This is a genomic window from Arenibacter sp. ARW7G5Y1 (assembly GCF_003201775.1).
Taxonomy (GTDB): Bacteria; Bacteroidota; Bacteroidia; order Flavobacteriales; family Flavobacteriaceae; genus Arenibacter.
In genome coordinates, this window is record NZ_QJJZ01000009.1 from 44,351 (window position 1) to 63,376 (window position 19,026).

At 39.6% G+C, this 19,026-nt stretch carries 17 protein-coding genes and 1 pseudogene; 3 read left to right on the forward strand and 15 right to left on the reverse strand.

Features of this window, described 5'->3' with window-relative positions; genetic code table 11:
* Positions 1-461: 461 nt before the first annotated feature.
* The 5 genes from C7972_RS13710 to C7972_RS13735 all read right to left on the reverse strand — a co-directional run bounded on the left by C7972_RS13710 (position 462) and on the right by C7972_RS13735 (position 7,155).
* On the reverse strand, positions 462-2,351 hold the full coding sequence (locus tag C7972_RS13710; protein WP_110356748.1) for a monovalent cation:proton antiporter-2 (CPA2) family protein: 1,890 nt from the start codon (positions 2,349-2,351) through the stop codon (positions 462-464).
* Positions 2,348-2,953: an NAD(P)H-dependent oxidoreductase gene (locus C7972_RS13715; protein ID WP_110356749.1), complete on the reverse strand. Its 606-nt coding sequence runs from the start codon at positions 2,951-2,953 to the stop codon at positions 2,348-2,350. Before C7972_RS13715 ends, C7972_RS13710 begins: the two co-directional genes overlap by 4 nt.
* A gap of 67 nt (positions 2,954-3,020) precedes the next feature.
* Positions 3,021-4,301: a mechanosensitive ion channel family protein gene (locus tag C7972_RS13720; RefSeq protein WP_110356750.1), complete on the reverse strand. Its 1,281-nt coding sequence runs from the start codon at positions 4,299-4,301 to the stop codon at positions 3,021-3,023.
* Positions 4,302-4,482: 181 nt separating this feature from the next.
* Complete coding sequence (locus C7972_RS13725) at positions 4,483-5,895, reverse strand: alkaline phosphatase (protein ID WP_110356751.1); 1,413 nt, start codon at positions 5,893-5,895, stop codon at positions 4,483-4,485.
* Between the two features lie 348 nt (positions 5,896-6,243).
* Positions 6,244-7,155 carry a LysR family transcriptional regulator gene (locus tag C7972_RS13735; protein ID WP_110356753.1) on the reverse strand — a complete coding sequence of 304 codons (912 nt, stop codon included), beginning with the start codon at positions 7,153-7,155 and terminating at the stop codon, positions 6,244-6,246.
* Between the two features lie 92 nt (positions 7,156-7,247).
* On the opposite strand from C7972_RS13735, the gene C7972_RS13740 reads away from it, so the two are divergent.
* From C7972_RS13740 to cls, 3 genes are all read left to right on the forward strand, one after another.
* Positions 7,248-7,838, forward strand: coding sequence for an NAD(P)H-dependent oxidoreductase (locus C7972_RS13740; RefSeq protein ID WP_110356754.1), 591 nt, complete (start codon positions 7,248-7,250; stop codon positions 7,836-7,838).
* Positions 7,839-7,943: 105 nt separating this feature from the next.
* Positions 7,944-8,495, forward strand: coding sequence for a hypothetical protein (locus C7972_RS13745; RefSeq protein WP_110356755.1), 552 nt, complete (start codon positions 7,944-7,946; stop codon positions 8,493-8,495).
* Positions 8,496-8,757: 262 nt separating this feature from the next.
* Positions 8,758-10,170 (forward strand): cardiolipin synthase, encoded by a 1,413-nt coding sequence (gene cls / locus C7972_RS13750; protein WP_110356756.1) that lies wholly within the window; start codon positions 8,758-8,760, stop codon positions 10,168-10,170.
* Here the strand turns inward: cls and C7972_RS13755 are convergent.
* The 10 genes and pseudogenes from C7972_RS13755 to C7972_RS13800 form a co-directional block, all read right to left on the reverse strand.
* Positions 10,165-11,172, reverse strand: a complete 1,008-nt coding sequence (locus tag C7972_RS13755; RefSeq protein WP_110356757.1) for a 2-hydroxyacid dehydrogenase — start codon at positions 11,170-11,172, stop codon at positions 10,165-10,167. The genes cls and C7972_RS13755 overlap by 6 nt on opposite strands.
* A complete protein-coding gene (locus tag C7972_RS13760) occupies positions 11,153-11,809 on the reverse strand; it encodes a hypothetical protein (RefSeq protein WP_110356758.1) in 657 nt (218 codons plus the stop codon). Before C7972_RS13760 ends, C7972_RS13755 begins: the two co-directional genes overlap by 20 nt.
* Positions 11,810-11,934: 125 nt before the next feature.
* The gene (locus C7972_RS13765) at positions 11,935-12,342 is read right to left on the reverse strand and encodes a hypothetical protein (RefSeq protein WP_110356759.1); all 408 of its coding nucleotides are present in this window, start codon (positions 12,340-12,342) and stop codon (positions 11,935-11,937) included.
* A gap of 254 nt (positions 12,343-12,596) precedes the next feature.
* A complete protein-coding gene (locus C7972_RS13770; protein ID WP_110356760.1) occupies positions 12,597-13,982 on the reverse strand; it encodes an MBL fold metallo-hydrolase RNA specificity domain-containing protein in 1,386 nt (461 codons plus the stop codon).
* A gap of 3 nt (positions 13,983-13,985) precedes the next feature.
* A pseudogene (locus C7972_RS13775) lies at positions 13,986-14,830 on the reverse strand (restriction endonuclease).
* 1 nt (position 14,831) lies between these two features.
* Entirely contained in the window at positions 14,832-15,731 is a 900-nt protein-coding gene (locus tag C7972_RS13780; protein ID WP_110356761.1) for a mechanosensitive ion channel family protein, read from the reverse strand.
* 70 nt (positions 15,732-15,801) lie between these two features.
* A complete protein-coding gene (locus C7972_RS13785; RefSeq protein ID WP_110356762.1) occupies positions 15,802-16,215 on the reverse strand; it encodes a hypothetical protein in 414 nt (137 codons plus the stop codon).
* Positions 16,216-16,384: 169 nt separating this feature from the next.
* The gene (locus C7972_RS13790) at positions 16,385-17,230 is read right to left on the reverse strand and encodes a universal stress protein (protein ID WP_110356763.1); all 846 of its coding nucleotides are present in this window, start codon (positions 17,228-17,230) and stop codon (positions 16,385-16,387) included.
* Between the two features lie 62 nt (positions 17,231-17,292).
* A complete protein-coding gene (locus tag C7972_RS13795; RefSeq protein ID WP_110356764.1) occupies positions 17,293-18,138 on the reverse strand; it encodes a universal stress protein in 846 nt (281 codons plus the stop codon).
* A gap of 10 nt (positions 18,139-18,148) precedes the next feature.
* The gene (locus tag C7972_RS13800; RefSeq protein WP_110356765.1) at positions 18,149-18,985 is read right to left on the reverse strand and encodes a universal stress protein; all 837 of its coding nucleotides are present in this window, start codon (positions 18,983-18,985) and stop codon (positions 18,149-18,151) included.
* Positions 18,986-19,026: the final 41 nt, after the last annotated feature.

Below are 19,026 nucleotides of genomic sequence, written 5' to 3' on the forward strand. Positions count from 1 at the left end.
AATGTCAAAACTAGTGAATCGTTAAAATTATTGATACGTTTTAATAAAAGATTACAATTTTCGTGTTAATTGTTGAATTATTTACAATAGGGCGGTAAAACAAATGTCTTGGATCTTCTCCTAAGGTAACCTTAAGTTTTATACTTTTTTATCAATGTTTCAATTGCCCATTCGAAACAACAGTGATCTGTTTAATGAGTTTTTTTATTATATCCTTTACAGTCTTGTTTTTAGATCCATTAGGATGGAATATACTGTAGGTTCCACGGGAGGCGGCTTATGTAAATGGCTTAACTAGGAGTTTGGTGTTCGTACATGTGAACTGGAGCTAAACATAGTTGATATACTAAACTATCACTTGAAATCCTTTTATGATCCCGTTCAGGGGGAGCGCCGAAATGATATCAGTAGTTCCTTCCGATGCTCTAAAGGCATGTCTATAGGTGGTTGGTTACTAAGATTTATGACTTCTTGGGTAGTTTGTGGGCCGCTCTCAATTGATCGCTATCCCAATGATTGTCAAATTCAATAATCCCTCTTTTTAAATCTTCCTCCAATTGTTTTTCTTGTTGTTTAATCTCTTCTTTGGCCTTAAATATATATTCGTCCCTAGTTTTGGGTTTATCGGCCAAACGTCTCAGGCCTTCCTCATCGTATTGAATAAATTTCTGGGCCTGTCTGTATATGGTGTATTTTCTAAATCCCAAATGGTTTAGGGCATCACCTGCCATTTTAACGGAGGTTTCCAAAGATTCCCTGTACACATCCTCAACCCCCATATTAAGTAGGTCATAAGCGTCATATCTATTTCTCGCACGGACCATCAATTTTACGTTTGGATATTTTTCCTTGACCATTTTTGTCAAATGGATCACATTATCACTATTGTCGATTGCCGAGATTAAAATTTTGGCCTCTGCTATTCCGGCCGACTCCAGAAGATCTATTCTGGTGGCATCCCCATAGTAGACTTCAAACCCCATTTTCCGCAGAAGATCTACCCGGTTGGAATCGTTATCCAAAATGGTGGCTTCAATACCGTAGGATCTTAGGAACCTTCCAACCGTACTACCGAAATGGCCAAAACCTACCAGAATAACTTTGTGGGTCTTTGCTATATGATCTACCTGTCTGCTTGACACTTTTTTGGTTCCAACACGTGGTAGGATCATTCGCTCATTTATTATTCCAATTATGGGGGTAAAGGCCATGGTAAGTGCGGTTACCACCAGCATCATATCCAATTCAACCCTATCCAGAATATTCAATTGAAAGGCAAAGGAAAGTAGTACAAATGCAAACTCCCCAATCTGCGCAAGCCCAACCGTTAGCAGTAGCCTTTGATCGGCCTTGAGCTTAAAAAGGGCCCCGACCAAAAATAGGATTAGGGCCTTTAATACGATTACGCCGACCACTAAACCACTAATCATTAAAGGATTGTCCCCAATAACAATAAAATTGATGGATGCCCCAACCGCCATAAAGAACAGGCCCAACAATAGGCCTTTAAAGGGTTCCAAATTACTTTCCAGTTCGTGTTTAAATTCACTGGTAGCCAACACCACACCGCCGAGAAATGCACCCAATGCCGGACTTAAACCAACCAATTCCATAAGATAGGCAAGGGCAATTACAATAAGCAGGGCAGAGGCGGACAATAGCTCCCTCAGCCTGGTTTTGGCCACAAGCCGTAACATGGGTACGAAAAAATAACGGCCGGCTAGTATTACTAAAACAACCGACAGGAAAATGGCCATGGCCTGAAAACCTAATGGCAAATTTTCTAGTAGATATATATGATCCGAATGACCGTCGGCAATTGTAGTTTTTTCCGAATCCGTAAGTAGGGGGATAACCGCCAACATCACAATAACTATAATATCCTGAAACAGAAGAATGGAAAAGGAAGAGGCTCCATAGGTGGTATTCATTAAACCATTTTCCTTAATGGTCTGTAAGGTTATGGCAGTGGAGGAGAGGGATACTGCCATGGATATGATCAGGGAAACTTTCCAATCGAATCCAATGGTGTTAAAGAGGAGAAAGGAAACTATCATGGTACCCAAGACCTGGGCTCCACCCATACCAATTATAGTTTTCCTCATTTGCCAAAAGCTCTTTGGTTCTATTTCGAGGCCTATAAGAAAAAGCATCATGACCACACCAAATTCGGCAAAGTGAAGTATATCCTGGCCTTCATCGCCAACAAAGCCCAAAATATAAGGTCCTATTAGTACTCCGGCCAACAGATAGCCAAGAACAGAACTTAATCCAAATTTCTTGGCGATGGGTACGCAAATAATGGCACCGGTCAGGAATACAATTGCCGCGAACAGAAAGCTACCATTCATTGTGTAATTACTTTATTTAGTTGGGGAGTGTCATTTAAGAATTCACAGTTTGCGATCTCATCAAAAGGAAGATTCTGCCTTAATCCAACAATTAATTGTTCGTATTGGAGGGTGTATTTGTCCAGTTCTTCGTTGGATATGTTATGGGTCCCCATAACCGTAAACGGAGGAAGATATTCCATTCCACAAAGTCTGGCCGTTTGCTCAAAAGGGCGTAAAAATTCGTTTATCGAGTAGTTGTTGGAGCCCGTTGGGCAATAGACTTCCCTGGTACCCCCAGTGGTGATTACATTTAAACACTTTTTAGTATGTAGTGCATTTGCCTTGGGGCCGTAGGCCCAACCAAATTCCAGGACAACATCCATCCATTGTTTCAATAAGGGCGGACAACTGTACCAATAAAAAGGATGGTGCCAAACAATGACATCATGCTCGTCCAAAAGTTTTTTTTCTCCAATGATATCTATGTTAAAATCCGGATACCGTTCATATAGGTCATGAAAGGTAACGCCCTCCTTGTTCTCAATCATTTTGACCAAAGCTTTGTTTGCCCTGGATTGTTCAAACTTTGGATGTGCAAACAAAATCAATATTCGTTTCATACATTCAATTTAATGGAAAACTCTGGAACAAAGGTTTCGTTTCCGATAATTTTGGTAAATCTATCTATTATTGCGGTCCTTGCTTCTTAAAGTTCCCTTTGTCCAATACATCGTTAAATGAAGTTGGTAGTTCAAATACCTCCAACTCAAAATATGGCAGTGCGGCCAATAGATGGTCAAATATATCGGCCATTATGTATTCGTAGTTTTCCCAACGTTTGTCACTGCTAAAGGCATAGATTTCCAAGGGTATCCCTTGGGGGGTAGGAGGTAATTGCCTGGTCATGAGGGTCATGGTCTGGTTAATTGCGGAATGGTTTTTAAGGTAAGTTTCCACATATTTTCTAAAAACACCCAAATTGGTGAGATTCCTTCCATTTATGGCCAATTGTTTGTTGATATCGTGTTCTTTATTATAGGTTTCTATATTTGCATTCCTAGTCTCCAGATATTTGGAAATTATCTGAATACTTTTTAGGGTTTCAATGTTTTCAGAAGTAAGGAATCTAATGCTTTTCTGTTTTATAAGCAGCGCCCGTTTAATTCTTCGACCCCCGGATGCCTCCATACCTCTCCAGTTTTTAAACGAATCGGAAATTAGGGAATAGGTGGGAATAGTGGTTATGGTCTTGTCAAAATTCTGAACTTTCACTGTGGCAAGGGAAATTTCCGTAACATTACCATCGGCCCCAAATTTCTCAAAAGTTATCCAATCCCCAATGCGGACCATGTCGTTTATACTCACCTGAATACTGGCTACCAAGCCCAATATGGTATCCTTAAAAATTAAAAGGATTACAGCAGAGGCCGCACCCAAAGCGGTAAAAAATTTCCAAATGGTGGTATCGGTCAATACCGCAAATAGAGTTAATAGGCCGCCTATCCAGGCAAATATCATAAACACCTGGATATAACTATCCAAGGGTTTATCTTTCATATGGGGCAGGGTCTTTAGATAATCCTTAATGCTTCGCAACAAACTTCGTATCAAAAGAAGCACCAAAATTATGGTTAGGATTTCAATGGCCTTCAAAATAATGCCCTCAGTATTTTCAAAATCTAGAAAGGCTAAAGGTAGATATCGGTACAACAGCCATAGCGGTATAATGTGCGCCACAAGTCTAGGGACCTTATTGAACACTAAAAAATTGTCAAAATTGGTCTTGGATTGCCTAGCAAACCTTACCGATAAGAATCTCAATAGTTTCCAAAGGAAATAATCCATTACTAAGGCCACTAAAATTATTCCAACGAATAGTATTAGGGCATTTAGGTAGGCGGCCGTGTTGGCTTCCAAACCCGACTGGATAAGGTACTCGTAAAGTAATCGTCTTAAACCGTTGTTCATGACCGGAATGCAATGTTGAATATTTTGCAAAAATAAGGATTGAAGATCAGTTCTGGCAGTAGATATAAAAAAAGTATGGAAGTCCTGGGCTAAAAACTATTTTAAACCCCTTAACAGGGCTTGGGAGATTGTTTGCAATATCTGTAAAAAAGGGTGCCATAAAATGTACAGTTGGTATTTCTTACCTTCTTATGGTTTCCTTGTTCACAACATTCCCATCTACGTCATAATGTATAAATTCAACAATAGGGGTATTCCCTTCCCGATATACTTTTACAGCCAAAAAACCTCCCTTTACCCTTAGAAATTTGTGTTCGGGTCTCTTGTCATTTTGATCCCAACCTTGGGCGTGGGAATCACTGGAAGGTCCTTGACTAAATTCCATTAACCCGGTTACAGGGTCAACGGAGACATATTGCCAATGCCTGTCCCCATTGATTACGAACATTTTTTGTTCGGATAGATATTTGCGCAACCACTCGCCTTCCGTTTTAAAGGAAGCATTGGAATGGTTGTCAGTTTTACCTTTTGCCCTATCGGGTCCAACTACAGGTGTAGGCGAACTAAGTATTTTAAAAGTTGCATCGGATGCCTCTACGGTTTGTTTAAACCACTCTATTTGTTCCTTGCCCCAAATACTTTTTTCCATTCCATCGGGCGCCTTATTGTCACTTCTAAAATCCCTGCCTTCCACCATCCATATTTGAAGGTCTTTTCCCCATCTGAATGTTCGGTAGGATTTATCCATTATCGGTGCTTGCTCGTTCCAAATTAAGAGACCATCCTCAAAACTCAGCTCCCCAAAAGGGGAGGAGGTAGGCATGGCATCGTCCTTTAATAAATCGTGATCGTCCTTTTGCAGGTAGAGGGGCGTATTGTTGTAGAAATTGTTCAAAGAGGGCCAGGAATTAATGGCGTGCCATTTATGTCTTGCCAACTCCAGATTATAGGCCATGGGCCCGGGTTTGTCGTAATAAACATAATCGCCCGTTTGGCAGTGAAACATGGGATTTAATTTTAGCATGTTATCGTATACCTTAAACCCTCTTTTGGGATCGTCATAGGACCAAAAGTATTGACAAGTGGAAGAGGTGAAAAGTACTGGCACCGCTTCATTGGCCTTGGGGGCCGTGGTAAATACTCCCTGTATTTGGGAAATTGGCGCTTTGTTATACTTCCTACCCCTAATGGTTACAGAGTAGGTTGTATTGGATTTGAGCCCGGAAAGCCTATGTTTGAAGGTAAAGTCTCTATACTCGGAGACATATTGCCATGGCGTGTTTATCACAGTATCTTTGGACCGCACTTCAATACTGATCTGCCCAAAGGAGCCCTCCACGGCCCCGTCCATTTCATTTACCGGCATATTATTGTCAAAATCGATGGGACTTCTAAAGGGAGCGCCTTTTTGCGTATGTTTTATGGGTACCGGTTTTTCGGAACTACACAATCTGGTCCATAGTATTGCGGAGGAATCGGTTAATTCTCCAATCTTAAAGCCATTGGTAAAATATACCTGCTCACTATTCTGTCCTTGCGCTGGTGTTACTAAAACAGCAAAAATCAGTACTAACACTAAAAACGTTCTCCTCATTGTATTTATTGGTTGTTAGGGATTTGTTATTGTCCTTGGTAAAATTCATTCCAAATACATTTTTTTATATGGCCGTAAACCATAAACACTCAGGTTGCGGTTTGGCCCATTTACGTGTATCGTATTCAAAACATCATTTTGAAATTCGTTGGATTTGATTTGAATTAATCTTCCCGAGTAAAGGTACGCCATCAGTTTTAAAAAGCCCCTATGCCTGTCTCCTCCGTTGTGCAATGGTACCTCTAGGGGACTTCTGTACATTCAAATATATGTTATTTTAACAAATCCCACTTTGCCCTAAAGGGTTGTATCCAAAAGGATATGGGCTTCGATATTTTTTGAATATATTTAAACGTCACTTTTCATTTTAGTAATAAAGATATCTTGAAGTATGGCCAATTCCTTTTTGTATTTTAAGTCGGACCGCGAAGCGAAGTAGAGGATGTTTTCTGTAGGGGCAGTTCCCTCCCATACCAATTCAATCCCATGGTTGGCAATGGCTTCCTTACACAGGAAATCAGGCACCAAAGCCAAGCCATTCTCATGGCTCAAGCATCGGATGATCGAATTAATACTTGGCAAAATATAATTAGGTTTAAAAGAGGGGCGCTTGTTAAAATTTTCATACCAAAACCTTCTAAAGTGTTCCATTTCATTGGAGGCACTATACCATCTGTGCTGCTGCAATTCCTTTTCCAAGGCCACCTTATCTTGGTTTTTGAGGAGGATATTTATAGGGGTGGTATCTGTTTGTTTTCCCGCAATCAATACAATCCTTTCCTTGGAGAAGGGGGTATAGGTAACCAATGATGTTTTGTTGGTATGTTTCTTAGGGGTAATGACCAAATCCAATATACCGTTGTTCAGGTCTTTTATCAAATCCATATGGTTTCCAAACTTGGCCACTAAATCAAATTGTAATTTGGGTACCTCGGGCTCAATAATAATTTGAAAGGTTTCGGAGCACATACCAACATGCAGGGAAGGATTTTTATCTAGAGTTGTTTTTTTAAAGTGCTGTTCCGCTATTTCAAGTGTTTTTATGGAATCTATTATATACTCATAAAGAAATTTACCTTCTTCGGTAGGAATCATTTTCCTTGAAGTACGTTCAAAAAGTTTTTTGCCAATATAGGCTTCAAGTGCATTTAAATGAACACTTACTCCAGGTTGTGAGGCATATAAGGCCACAGAAGCCTTTGTTAGGGTGCCGTTCTCATAGATTTCCTTAAAGGTCCTATACCATTCCAAATTCACCATTTCTATTAAAATTTTAATACAAAGGTATGATTTGTATTATTTTTAAAATACATATAAGCCGACTAATTTTGTGCCATATTAAAATCAAAACAATGAAAAAGATATTTATCATAAATGGCGGCCACCCCTTTGCTCATTCTGGAGGTAGGTTTAACGAAATCCTGTTCAATACTACTATTTCACATTTTACATCCCAAGAGGGGTATACCGTAAAATCAACAGGGGTGGGTGAAAACTATGATGCGAAAGAGGAAGTCGAGAAATATAAATGGGCGGATCTTATAATTTACCATACTCCAATTTGGTGGTTTCAACTTCCCTTTGGTTTTAAAAAATATATTGATGAAGTATTTACCGAAGGTCATCAAAATGGAATTTACAAGAGTGATGGTAGAAGTAGAAAAAATCCAGCAATAAATTATGGAACCGGGGGCCTGTTAAAGGGCAAAAAATATATTTTGACCACTAGCTGGAATGCACCAAAGGAGGCATTTACTTTGGAAGGGGAATTCTTTGGTCAGACCTCTGTAGATGATGGTGTAATGTTTGGTTTTCACAGAATGAATGCCTTTGCCGGTTTGGAAAGGTTGTCGACCCATCACTTTCACGATATAGAAAAAAATGCAGACGTTCCAGCGGAATTGAAGAATTATATAAATTTTTTAAAGGAATCGGTCAATTGATTTGTAGGTAGTGGGGTAAAACAGCACAGATATTGGAAAATCCTGTTGTTCCATTGGTGTACACCTACCCATAACTTTGCAACTATATTCTATAAATACTTCGTTATGAAAAAATTGAACTTTTACCCCAAGACCTGGCAAGTGGTACCTTTGCTTTCCGATAGGTATAGAATGGATTCAGATGGAAAATGTATAAAGGATTTAGTATTGTGTAATTCATATGTCACGGATATGAAAGTGTCCGAAATGGATTTGAACATCACCAAGTTTTCTGCTATAGATATTAATGGACGGGAGCATTTTATTGCCAACTTCCCAGGCCAGGCTTCCATACCTATCAAAGGCATGCATACCGGTCTTTTTTTAAAATCCAAAAGCGTACTTGCCTTGGAACCTGGCTCATATAGGGAATTTAGATTTTATCTTGCGAAAACTGGGAGCAGAATCACCTATAGTGATAGGTGTATTGAGCGTGCGGAAGGAATTGAATTCATGGATTTCGAGATAGCGAACGGATTGACCATTATGGGAGAGGAGTCACCTGAAGCCATCCTCCGGTTTAATTTTGTACCCTTTAAAACAATGGGGCCTTTAAAATCCTTTTTACAATTATTTAAAGGACCTGGCTTATTCTCAGGAAAATTGGCACACTCTTAGGTTTAGAAATTCAAAACCTCCATTAATTCTGGCATAAATTTAGTTTCCAGAGAAGTGGGAACTTAAGTATTAAGAACATCAAAGAACCCTCAAGACTTAAAAATAATGCCTTGAGGTTTTTTTTACTTATTATTCCCTGTTATAAGGGATAGCTGTAAATTGCTCAATGATATCGATAGCTGATAATTATCATAGTTAAAATACAGTAATTCCCGAACTTTGTCTATTGCACTTATCCCAGTAAACAAAATAAAAAGGTAATATGTGGAATACGATTTTTCTTAGTCTTTATTTACTTATTGCTTTAGCCATCATTATAAGTATCCTTTTACACGGTGCCAGACCTTCAAAAAGTTTGGCCTGGCTTTTGGCCATTTTCACCATTCCCGTGGGTGGGATGTTCCTGTATCTTCTTTTGGGAAGAAATCGGAGAAAGAATAAATTGTTAAAATTAAAAAAGAAGGCATTTTTGAACCTGCCGGAACCCTTGATGCAGCACATGGCCTCCATGAGCGGAAAGTACCGTAAGCTGATGACCTTGGTATACCGAAGTTCCCATTTCCCTCCCACGGAATTCAACAAACTAAAACTCTTGAAAGATGGTAAAACAACCTTTGAATCTATCTTTGAAGCTTTGGAAAATGCCCAACACAGAATACACTTACAATATTACATTTTTGAAGAAGGGGAACTTACACAAAGACTATTAAGGCTTTTTGAACGTAAAATTGCACAAGGTGTGGAGGTAAGAATGATCTATGATGGTATTGGTAGCTTTTCATTAAGTAAGGCCTATTTGAAGAAATTGGCAAACATTGGTGTAGAGGTATATCCTTTTCTGCCCTTTAAGTTCGGACGTTTTTTTTCCTCTTTAAACTATAGAAATCATAGAAAGATAATTGTTGTAGATGGCCAGGTGGCATTTACCGGAGGGATCAACGTATCGGATAAATACCTGAAAGGTGATGTGGAACTGGGCAACTGGCACGATATGCACCTGAAACTTGAAGGAGCCGCTGCCAGTCATTTGGACTTTGTTTTTGCAATGGATTGGTACTTAGTGTGCCAAAAGACCATTACTGTGCTGCCCTTGGAACCAGGTGTGGATAAAATTGAAAAAGTTAAAGGCAAGCTTGTCCAGATTGTAGCTGGTGGACCGGACGATGATTTTCCTTCCTTGGAACAGGCGTATTTTACCATTATCAATAAGGCTAAGGACTATCTGTACATTACCAACCCTTATATCATCCCTGGTCAGGCCATAATGCAAGCGTTGCAGACCGCTGCTTTGGGCGGGGTAGATATACGTTTGATGGTTTCCGAGAATGCGGACAACAAAATAGTAAGCTGGAGTGTACGGTCTTATTTTGAGCCCCTTCTTAAATCCGGGGTGAAGATATATTTATTTCCTGACGGCTTTTTACACAGTAAGATCATTGTTAGTGACGATGCCATAGCTACCATAGGTACGGCCAATTTGGACGACAGGAGTTTTGAGCAGAACTATGAGGTAAATGCCATTGTTTATGATGCTCCTTTTGCACAACTTTTGAAGGAAGATTTTCTTAAGGATGCCTACTCAAGTAGAATGTTGGACTATGAAGATCATATTAAGAGACCTTGGGGAGAAAAGCTAAGGGAAGGTTTCGGAAAAGTGTTTAGTCCGTTGTTATGAATGGATGGTCTCAAGACCCAATTCATTGGTGCATGGTTTACCTTTTTCCCAACTATTTAGATTTTCAAAGGTAACTTCGGCTATATTGGTCAACGCCTCTTTGGTTATAAAACCTTGGTGTGGTGTAAGCAGTACATTGGGAAAGGATAACAATTTTTTTAAGAGTTCGTCTTTGATCCCTTCGGTAGAATTGTCCTTAAAGAACGACCCTACTTCTTTTTCATAAACATCTGTACAGTAGCCACCAATTGCCTTTTTTTCCAAAGCACTGATCAATTCCTTGGTTTCCACTAAGGCCCCTCTGGCAGTATTTATCAATATAACATCGGGTTTCATTAGGGCTAATTTTTGTTTGCCTATCAAATAATAATTCTCTTGGGTAAGCGGTATGTGAAGGCTTATTATATCGGATTGTTCACATAGCTTATCCAATGAGGTATAGGTTACGTCGTACAATTGAACAAGTCTGTAATCCGGTTCGAGGTCGTGGGCCAGTATTTTACAACCAAAACCGTGCATGATCTTCGTCATAACACTGCCAATTTTGCCCGTTCCAACAATGCCTACGGTCTTTCCGTTCAAATCGAAGCCCATCAGATTATTTTGTAGAAAATTATAGGAGTGTACCTGCTTATCTGCCAAAATAATCTTCCGGTTAAGAGTCTGCAATTGGGCAACGGCATGTTCGGCAATGGAGTAGGGGGAATACTCAGGAACATTGGCTACCTTAAGCCCAAATTTATGGGCTGTTTTTAAGTGTACGTTGTTATACCCGGCCGAACGCAAGCTAATATAACGAACTCCCAGATCTGATAATTTTTCCAATACCAGGGAAGAGGCATCATCGCCTGAAAATATGGAAACCGCCTTATGGCCAACGGCTTGGATGGCCGTCTCGGCATTTAAGGCATCTTTTGTATATGTAACTTTATGACCGTTGTTATTGGCCTTATTTAAAAAAGGGATTTCAAAATCTTTAGCGCTATAGACCAGTAATTTCATTTTTTTCTTCTTTGATAAATATTAGATCCTGGTCTTCCATGGCCAGTATAACAAGCTTTATATAATCCTTAATGGTTTTTTGAATGTTCTTGGGGTCTGAGATGTCGATGCTTCCCCTCCAGATCATAGACCTTTCCTTGCCTTCACATATACAGTACAGGGTGGTTTCGGCATGGTATACCGTAAATTTATCATAGTACCCTTGGTCGTAATAGATGTCCTGGTGACTTAAATAATCATCATTGAACCTACCTTGGTAATTGTTCCATCTGGAAATGGATTTCAAAAAGCTTTCCTTGTCCTCGGAGCCAACGACTTTGGTAAACAATATGGCATCAAAATCCTTGTCCAACAGACTTTGTTCCACATCATCAAGTTCTTTTTCGGTCTTTCTGGAATCGGTAAAGGAAACGTCAAAAACATCAAGGCTACGCATGGCTTCAATATTCCGCTTGCTAAATTCTTTCTGCATGTTCGTTTCAAAATCCAACCTGGCCTCCTCGTTTGATGCCATGCCTACGATCAATACCTTATTGGCATGGAACAGTACAATGTCCGGGTTTTTCCAGTTTTCAACCAGACTCGTGGAAGTGCATCCCGTTAGTAATATTGCGAATAGAATTAATATATTTTTCATGGTACAGGCCTTTGTAATGACAATTTATCTTTTTTATGTTCAGGAATAGTCGCCAAGGTAGTAAAAGTGACTGAAAAATAATATGACGTTGGTCATTACTACCCTTATTTCACTTTGGGCTTGCTCTATATAAGTAGGCTTCCGGTATAGTTAAAAATTTCGCTTTTTAGATCTTGATAATCCCCCTGACATTCATCGACCTTCAATTGTAGACTATTACTTTTTTTAATGTCGTCCGCACCAATGGAGTTGTCCCCTACATTCAACTCGCTGCCCAAATTGTTTTCGTGCAAGGAAATTTGGGCCCTTACGGCAGCATTTCTCTTGTCGATTAATTGCAACCGGGTTTTAAAATCCTGTAGACGTTCAAAGAGGTTGGGGATGTTATCCTTAAAGGCGTTGGAATCCAATAAACGTTTAATAAAAACAATTTCGTCATCCATTAATTGAAACTTCAATTTCCATTGCTGTATTTTCCAGTGCCATGAGGCAGCTTGTTTTTCTTTGTCCATAATAGGTTCTTTATTTTTCATAATTCTGGAGATCGGATAAATTTAGCGACTGGAAAAAACACTTGCAATGAGAATTGTCATCTTCATTTTAGATAAAAGGTATTAAACCTCAGGGCAGGCCTGTCTGCCGATAAAGGTAGGCCTGTCTTCCGACAAAGGCAGGCCCTGAACCCAATGATAGGAATCGACCCTAGGGTCGAGGTATTGAACCTAGATCCCGCCGAAAAATGTGGGATTAGTTCAACCTGCAATTTTAAGTGCGTCTTACCGAATTCTCAAAATTGAGTTTCACTAATAAATATCTTAACTATTTCATTCAATTTAGGAATGTGCACCTTCCAACTGTGAACATCCTTTATCTTCACCCTAAATGCATCCAAGGAAGTAGGTTCGCCATGGATAAGGAAAACGGTTTCCGGAATATTTTCAATTTCCTCCATCCAATGTAACAACTCACTTTGATCGGCATGGGCCGATAGACTTTCCAAATGATGAATTTTTGCTTTAACCGGATAATATTTTCCAAACAGCTTTATTTCATAGGCCCCTTCCAGAAGTTGGCGGCCCCGGGTTCCTTCCGCTTGGTAACCTACTAATAGAACCGATGTTGATGGGATGTCTATCAACTGTTTTAAATAGGTAAGAACCCTGCCTCCGGATACCATGCCGCTTCCAGCAATAACAATTTTGGATCTGGGATCGTCAATGGTCTTCCAAGTGTCTGCATAAGAGGTAATGATATTGAAATGATTGCACATGGCATTATACTCGTTCGTGGACAGTTTATGCCAACGTGGAAATTGTTCAAAAACAGCTAGCACATTGTTGCCCATAGGGCTATCGATAAAAATGGGAATATTGGGGATTTTATTTTTCTTATACAATTGCCAAAGCAGATACATTAAAGATTGTAGTCGCTCTACGGCAAAGGACGGGATAATCAGGTTTCCCTTTTCCCGAAGGGTTGTTTTTATGAGATTGCTGAGTATTTCCTCCACATCTTCCTCTGGATGTAATTTATTCCCATAGGTGCTTTCCACAAAAAGATAATCGGCCCATTTAGGACGTTCCGGGGTTTCCAAAAGGTAGTCCTGCAATCGGCCTACGTCCCCAGAGAAAACGAACATTTTTCCAAAGATTTCCAGTTCAATAAAGGTGGCACCGATGATATGGCCATTATATCTGTATTTGAGACGAATATGCTCCGATAGGGTAATCCAAATATCCTTCTCCTTGGATTGAAACAAATCGATAGTACGCTCGGCTTGTTTTACCGTATAAAATGGGAGTGCAGGGTTGTGCTTGCTATACCCTTCCTTATTGGCACGTTCGGCTTCCTCTTCGTGTATCTTGGCACTGTCCAAAAGAATAATCCGAGTAACCGCCAAGGTGGGGGCCGTACCTATAATCTTTCCTTTAAAACCTTCTTTTAATAATCTGGGCAAGTATCCTGTATGGTCGAGATGTCCGTGGGTCAATAAAACCAAATCTATTTTGGAGGCATCTATTGGAAGGGGGGACCAATTAAGTTGCCTAAGTTCCTTTAGACCTTGGAACATGCCACAATCGATCATTAGGTTTAATTCTGGGGTTTCCAAATAAAACTTTGAGCCTGTTACGGTTCCCGAGGCCCCCAGAAAATGTATTTTGATAGTATTCATGTTTTAATGGTTACAGAGCTGTTTAATTTCGTTTAGGATTTTTTCCTTTCTGGTGTTCTTAATGCCCATATGGTCCAAAAAGAACTTATCTTTCCATAGTTGCCTACATAGCACAACATTCCTGCTCAACAAAAACTGTTTTTCCCTATTGCTGAGTAGGGTGGATACGGTGATGGGGTAAAGCCCCAGACGATCTATACGGTCCTTAAGACCGTCATTTAAAGGTAGGTCCCAACTCAATAGATACATGCCTGCACATTTACCGTAGGCTATGGCATCGCCGGTAAAACGGGTATTGGTTACCACCCAGCCTTTATCCAGAGGCCTATTTTCCCCTTTCTTGGTGGCCCAATGTGCTTTTACATCATTATATCTGGAATGGATGTAGAGGGGAATCTTAACGTTGCAGTTTCGCCCTTCTTCCGAATGGAACTTACACTCTATTATAGTGACAGTGCCATTTTTTTCTGCTATTACATCAATTTCATGGGTTACACAGATACCGTTCATAATTTCATCTACCCGGGTTTGGTAGCCCGAATACTCCAAGATGGCGGCCACAAAGCGTTCAAAGGGAAAGCCTGTTGGTCCCAATTCGTATATGGCTTTTTTTAGTTTATATTTTGAAGCAAAGACCGATTGGTTTTTTTCAGAAGGGCATAGGCCCTATTATAAATCTCATTAGTAGAGATGCCGTCGTAGAGTTCATCCTTTACCCGGCCTACGATTTGTTCCACTAGATTATGGTCGGCCCCACTGTGCTTAAGGGATTTACGCAGTTTATCCAATGAAAATATGGCGCGTTCCCCAGAGGATTTTAGTATTTTAATGTCCATTTCCTTTTCCATATCAGTGCTTAAGATTAATATCCAGTTCAGGTATTTTTAGTAGTTGCAGGGTGGTGGAAGCTAGTTTTACTTTGTCATCCGTAGCCACAAGTGCCTGTATAATTTGCTGGAACAATTCGTGCTTAGTAATACGCCTTAATTTATAATCTGTGATATACCTTAAATTTATAGTGATCCAATTATCCGTTGGACTAATGGCCAGGGTAGGGGCAATTTTGGCATTTTCTATATAATAGTGCTCCACCATTTCCTCCCATTTTGCCAACGATTTCTTGGTGTATTCGGAAAGATAATCCGTTGCTTTTTCCAAGACCAGTTCTTTGGCAAGCGCAACATCCGAATCATAAGTTATAAATATATTGAGTTCATCCCATACAAAGGGGAAATCCATGGAATAGTTCTTTATGGGACCCTTAAAAACAAAAGCATTGCTAATTTTGACGATCCTGCCCGAATAGTTGTCACTACTAACCCATTCCCCGATCTCCATTAAAGTAGTATAGATGCTATCTATATCTATTACATCTCCTTTAATACCGTTAATTTCAATACGGTCCCCTGGTTTATAGACCTTTACAAAAAAGATATAGAAGGATCCAGCAATACTGAGGATCAATTCTTGAAGGGTAAATGTTATACCAGCTGTAAACAGACCTATAATAATGGTATAGTCCTTAATATTTTCAACTGTAAATGCCATTAGGATCAAGAGCGAGATTAGTACGTAACCAATAATCTCCACCCCTTTTTGAGCCTTATATCTAACGGAGACGTTCTCTATTCTTTTTTTAAGTGTCCTTCTAAGAAACCCAATAAAAAGTACAATGGCCAGTATCCACAGAAAAAGTTGGGCAAACCGCATTACTATGGGGTCGTTTATAAAGTCTAGGGGACTGTTCATGGGCAAAGGATTTTAAAAAGACCGCCAGAACAATATTTGCTGCAGCGGTCTCCAATTAAAAAATAACCAACTATTTTTTTGGGTCAAAAAAGTCACGAACCAAGGCTTTGGTCTGGTTCTCTGTCATGCTATCGGCTTTGGTGACGGCTTTTACTCTTGCTGCCAGGCTTTTGTGGTGTTCCAACAGTTCTTTTCTAAACTTTTCATTGGTATCTGCCGGGCCAAAAAGCGCTATGGCATCAGCATCGCCTATGGCATCTACTAGTTTTTTAAAATATGATTTTAGTTGTGCCTTCTCCCTTTCCAAATAGGTGCGGTCATGGGTAACATCCTGGGTTGCACCGGATTTTACCCTAGGACCCGATGTTCCCTTACGGTTAAAAAATTCTACTTCAGAAAAAATGGTTTCCATATTTTCGTCTTTATGATCCAAACGAATGATATGGGCTTTTTCCCTATCCATCCATATTCCAATATTTTTCATCTGATTATATTTATTTGTTAGTAATAAGACCTTCCGACAACTATCGGGAGTAATGCGCTAATCAACAGTAAAGCAAGATCCTTGTATATTTATAATTGGTATTCTTAAACCTTTGATTTCGGTTGACATCAAGGACCAATATGTATTACTTTTGGTAAAACATTGTTTTTTAGGATTCGTTCAAAGCCAAAATGGGAACGATGGCATCATAACCAATTTCTTTGACCAATGGCCTGGAAAATATACTACCGAACAGAAAATGTTTTTTGTTGATGAATGCTATCATGTCACTGTTTCTACTCTCTACGAAAGAGGTGATGCCCTGGGCGATGTCCTTGTCCGTAAGTGTGTGAAAGCTATGGTCTACACTTTTAAGAATATCGTCCAAGAGTTGTTTGTGGGTTTCTTGACCTGCATCCAACCCAGTTTTTTTGGAAAAATGTAAAATACGTATTGACGTATCGTGCATTTTAGCTATTTCGATTAAATAATTCAATTCCTTACGGCTATATGTAGATTTGTAATTGGTGGGAAAGACAATTTCCTTGGGGGTTGAAAATCGAAATTCTTCAGGAATAGCCATTACTGGGCACTCCCTTATTTTCTCCATGGCATTTACCGTATTACTGCCAAAAATAACTCCCTTGGTACCCGTAGCTCCCTGGGTGCCCATAATGAGCAGGTCTATGTCATTGCTGGCAATGGTCTGTTTTATGGCTTCTGAGAGGAAATTAAAGGAAGAAATTGTGTGATAACGATGTTTAGGGTTGTCATGGTGTAGTTCCAGCATGTCCAATAATTTGGCAAAGGCTTCCTCCGATGCCCCTTTGGCAGCTTCGTATTCTGCACTGCCAGGTTCTGGCATTATAAGGGTGTTTGTAGTATAACTATCCAAACGGAAAACGTTCAAAAAATAGAACTCGCAGTTAAGTCTTGCATAAAGATCCAAGGCATAGCGGGTGGCGTTCAGGGCATTTTTGGAGAAATCGGTAGGAATTAATATTCTTTTGTCCATGGCAATGCTTCTTTCGTTTTATTAAAAATAATACCCTTTCGAGACATTTACTATGACAACGGTCAGTCTTGGGAAGGGAGAATGAGGAATGGGATATCGGAATACATGCTTAGATCTTTTACCACTGGTTCCCGGGTAAGTTTTTCAAAAAGATTGCGCTTTTCATGAACCATGGCGAACAGGTCCACTTTCAATTTTTCCAAAAAAACATCTATTACTTTGGCTTTGTCGTCAAAATTCTTGATCCATTGAAATGAGTGTCCTACCTTATTCAGTCCAACCTCCAACTTTTTTCTGTTCTCCTCCTGGCTCTTGTTCAGTATATGTTGTTCCTGAACGTGAACGACTCTGATAGTTGCATTGGACAAAGAAGCAATTTCCAAGAGCTGGTCAATAATCTCTTGGCCGCAATCCTTTCTCAAATCGGTAACAAAGGCAATTTCTTTAATGGGATGAAAATCCATTTCGCCTGGAATGGCCAATAGGGGGCATTTTAAATTATCGGCAACCTTAATGGTATTGCTCCCAAAAAACACATCGGTTGCTTCTGTAAGTCCTTTGTTTCCCATAGTTACCAAATCGATCTTAAGCTCCTGTATTTTTTGCGCTATGATATTTACCAAGTCGCCTTTTTGGGAAATGGTCTTGAAGGTATGTAGGGGATTTTCATTGTCCAATACTATTTTATGCTTGGTATGCGTTAACTTTTCCTTGGACTCGGTTTCCAGTTCCTTTAGATGTTTTTTGATATTTAGGATGGGGAGTGTTCTGCCGGGGGAAATGGTTAGTTCCGAATAGGTGTTTAGAATATAAAAAGTACAAGTTTCCGATGCTAAAAGCTTTGTTGCATAGAATAGGGCACAATAGGCATTATTGGAAAAATCGGTGGCAACAAGTATATTTTTCATTATCTACGATTTAAAATTGTGGAATTACCAAAAACGGTATGGTAACGTGAAGTCCTATTTTTTTGATCACTGGTTCAATAAAAAGTCGCTCCATAAAGGTATGTTTGTTCTGTACCATGACCAGGAGGTTAATTTTTTCCTTGGCCTGGAAGGTATTGATGGCGTCTATAATTTCATTATTGGGTACATCATGGAATAATGCCTTGTGGCCCAACATTTTTTCAAGGCCTTTTTTTTGTTTTTTTTGATCCGGCGTCAGTTCATAGCCTGTGGATACGTGCAACACATTTATTTGGGATCCATGCTCATTGGCTATCTCCAAAAGTGGATTTAACCTCTCCTGTTGGTATTCAATTTCATAGTCGGTAGGAAATAGGATTTCCAAAGGATTCTCATACTCGAAATTGGGGGGTACCACCAATACTGGGCAGTTGGCCTTTCGTATTACATGTACGGTATTGGTTCCAAAGAGGATTTCCTCGGCCCCTGTGGCGCCTTTGGTGCCCATTACTACCAAATCTATACCTTCGGATTCAACGGTTTCCAACACTTCGTTCACCAAGGTGTTAAATGCAGTTTGAACAACAAAGCTATGATTAGGATTGTTGTATTCCATTTCAAAATCACTTTTTAGTTTCTCCAGTTGGGTCATGGACGTTTCCTGCATTACGTCACCCAAGCCTATAAGACCCGGACTTCCAACCAGATATTCCGCATTGTATACCGGAGGTAAATAGGTATTCACAAGATAAAATTTACATTTGGTATTTTTAAAGATCTTCAAGGCATAGCCAATAGCCTTAATGGAGTTGTCTGAAAAATCAGTGGGTAACAATATTCTTTTCATGGTGCTTTTTACTTTAATATGGTAAATCTAAAGCGGAAGAA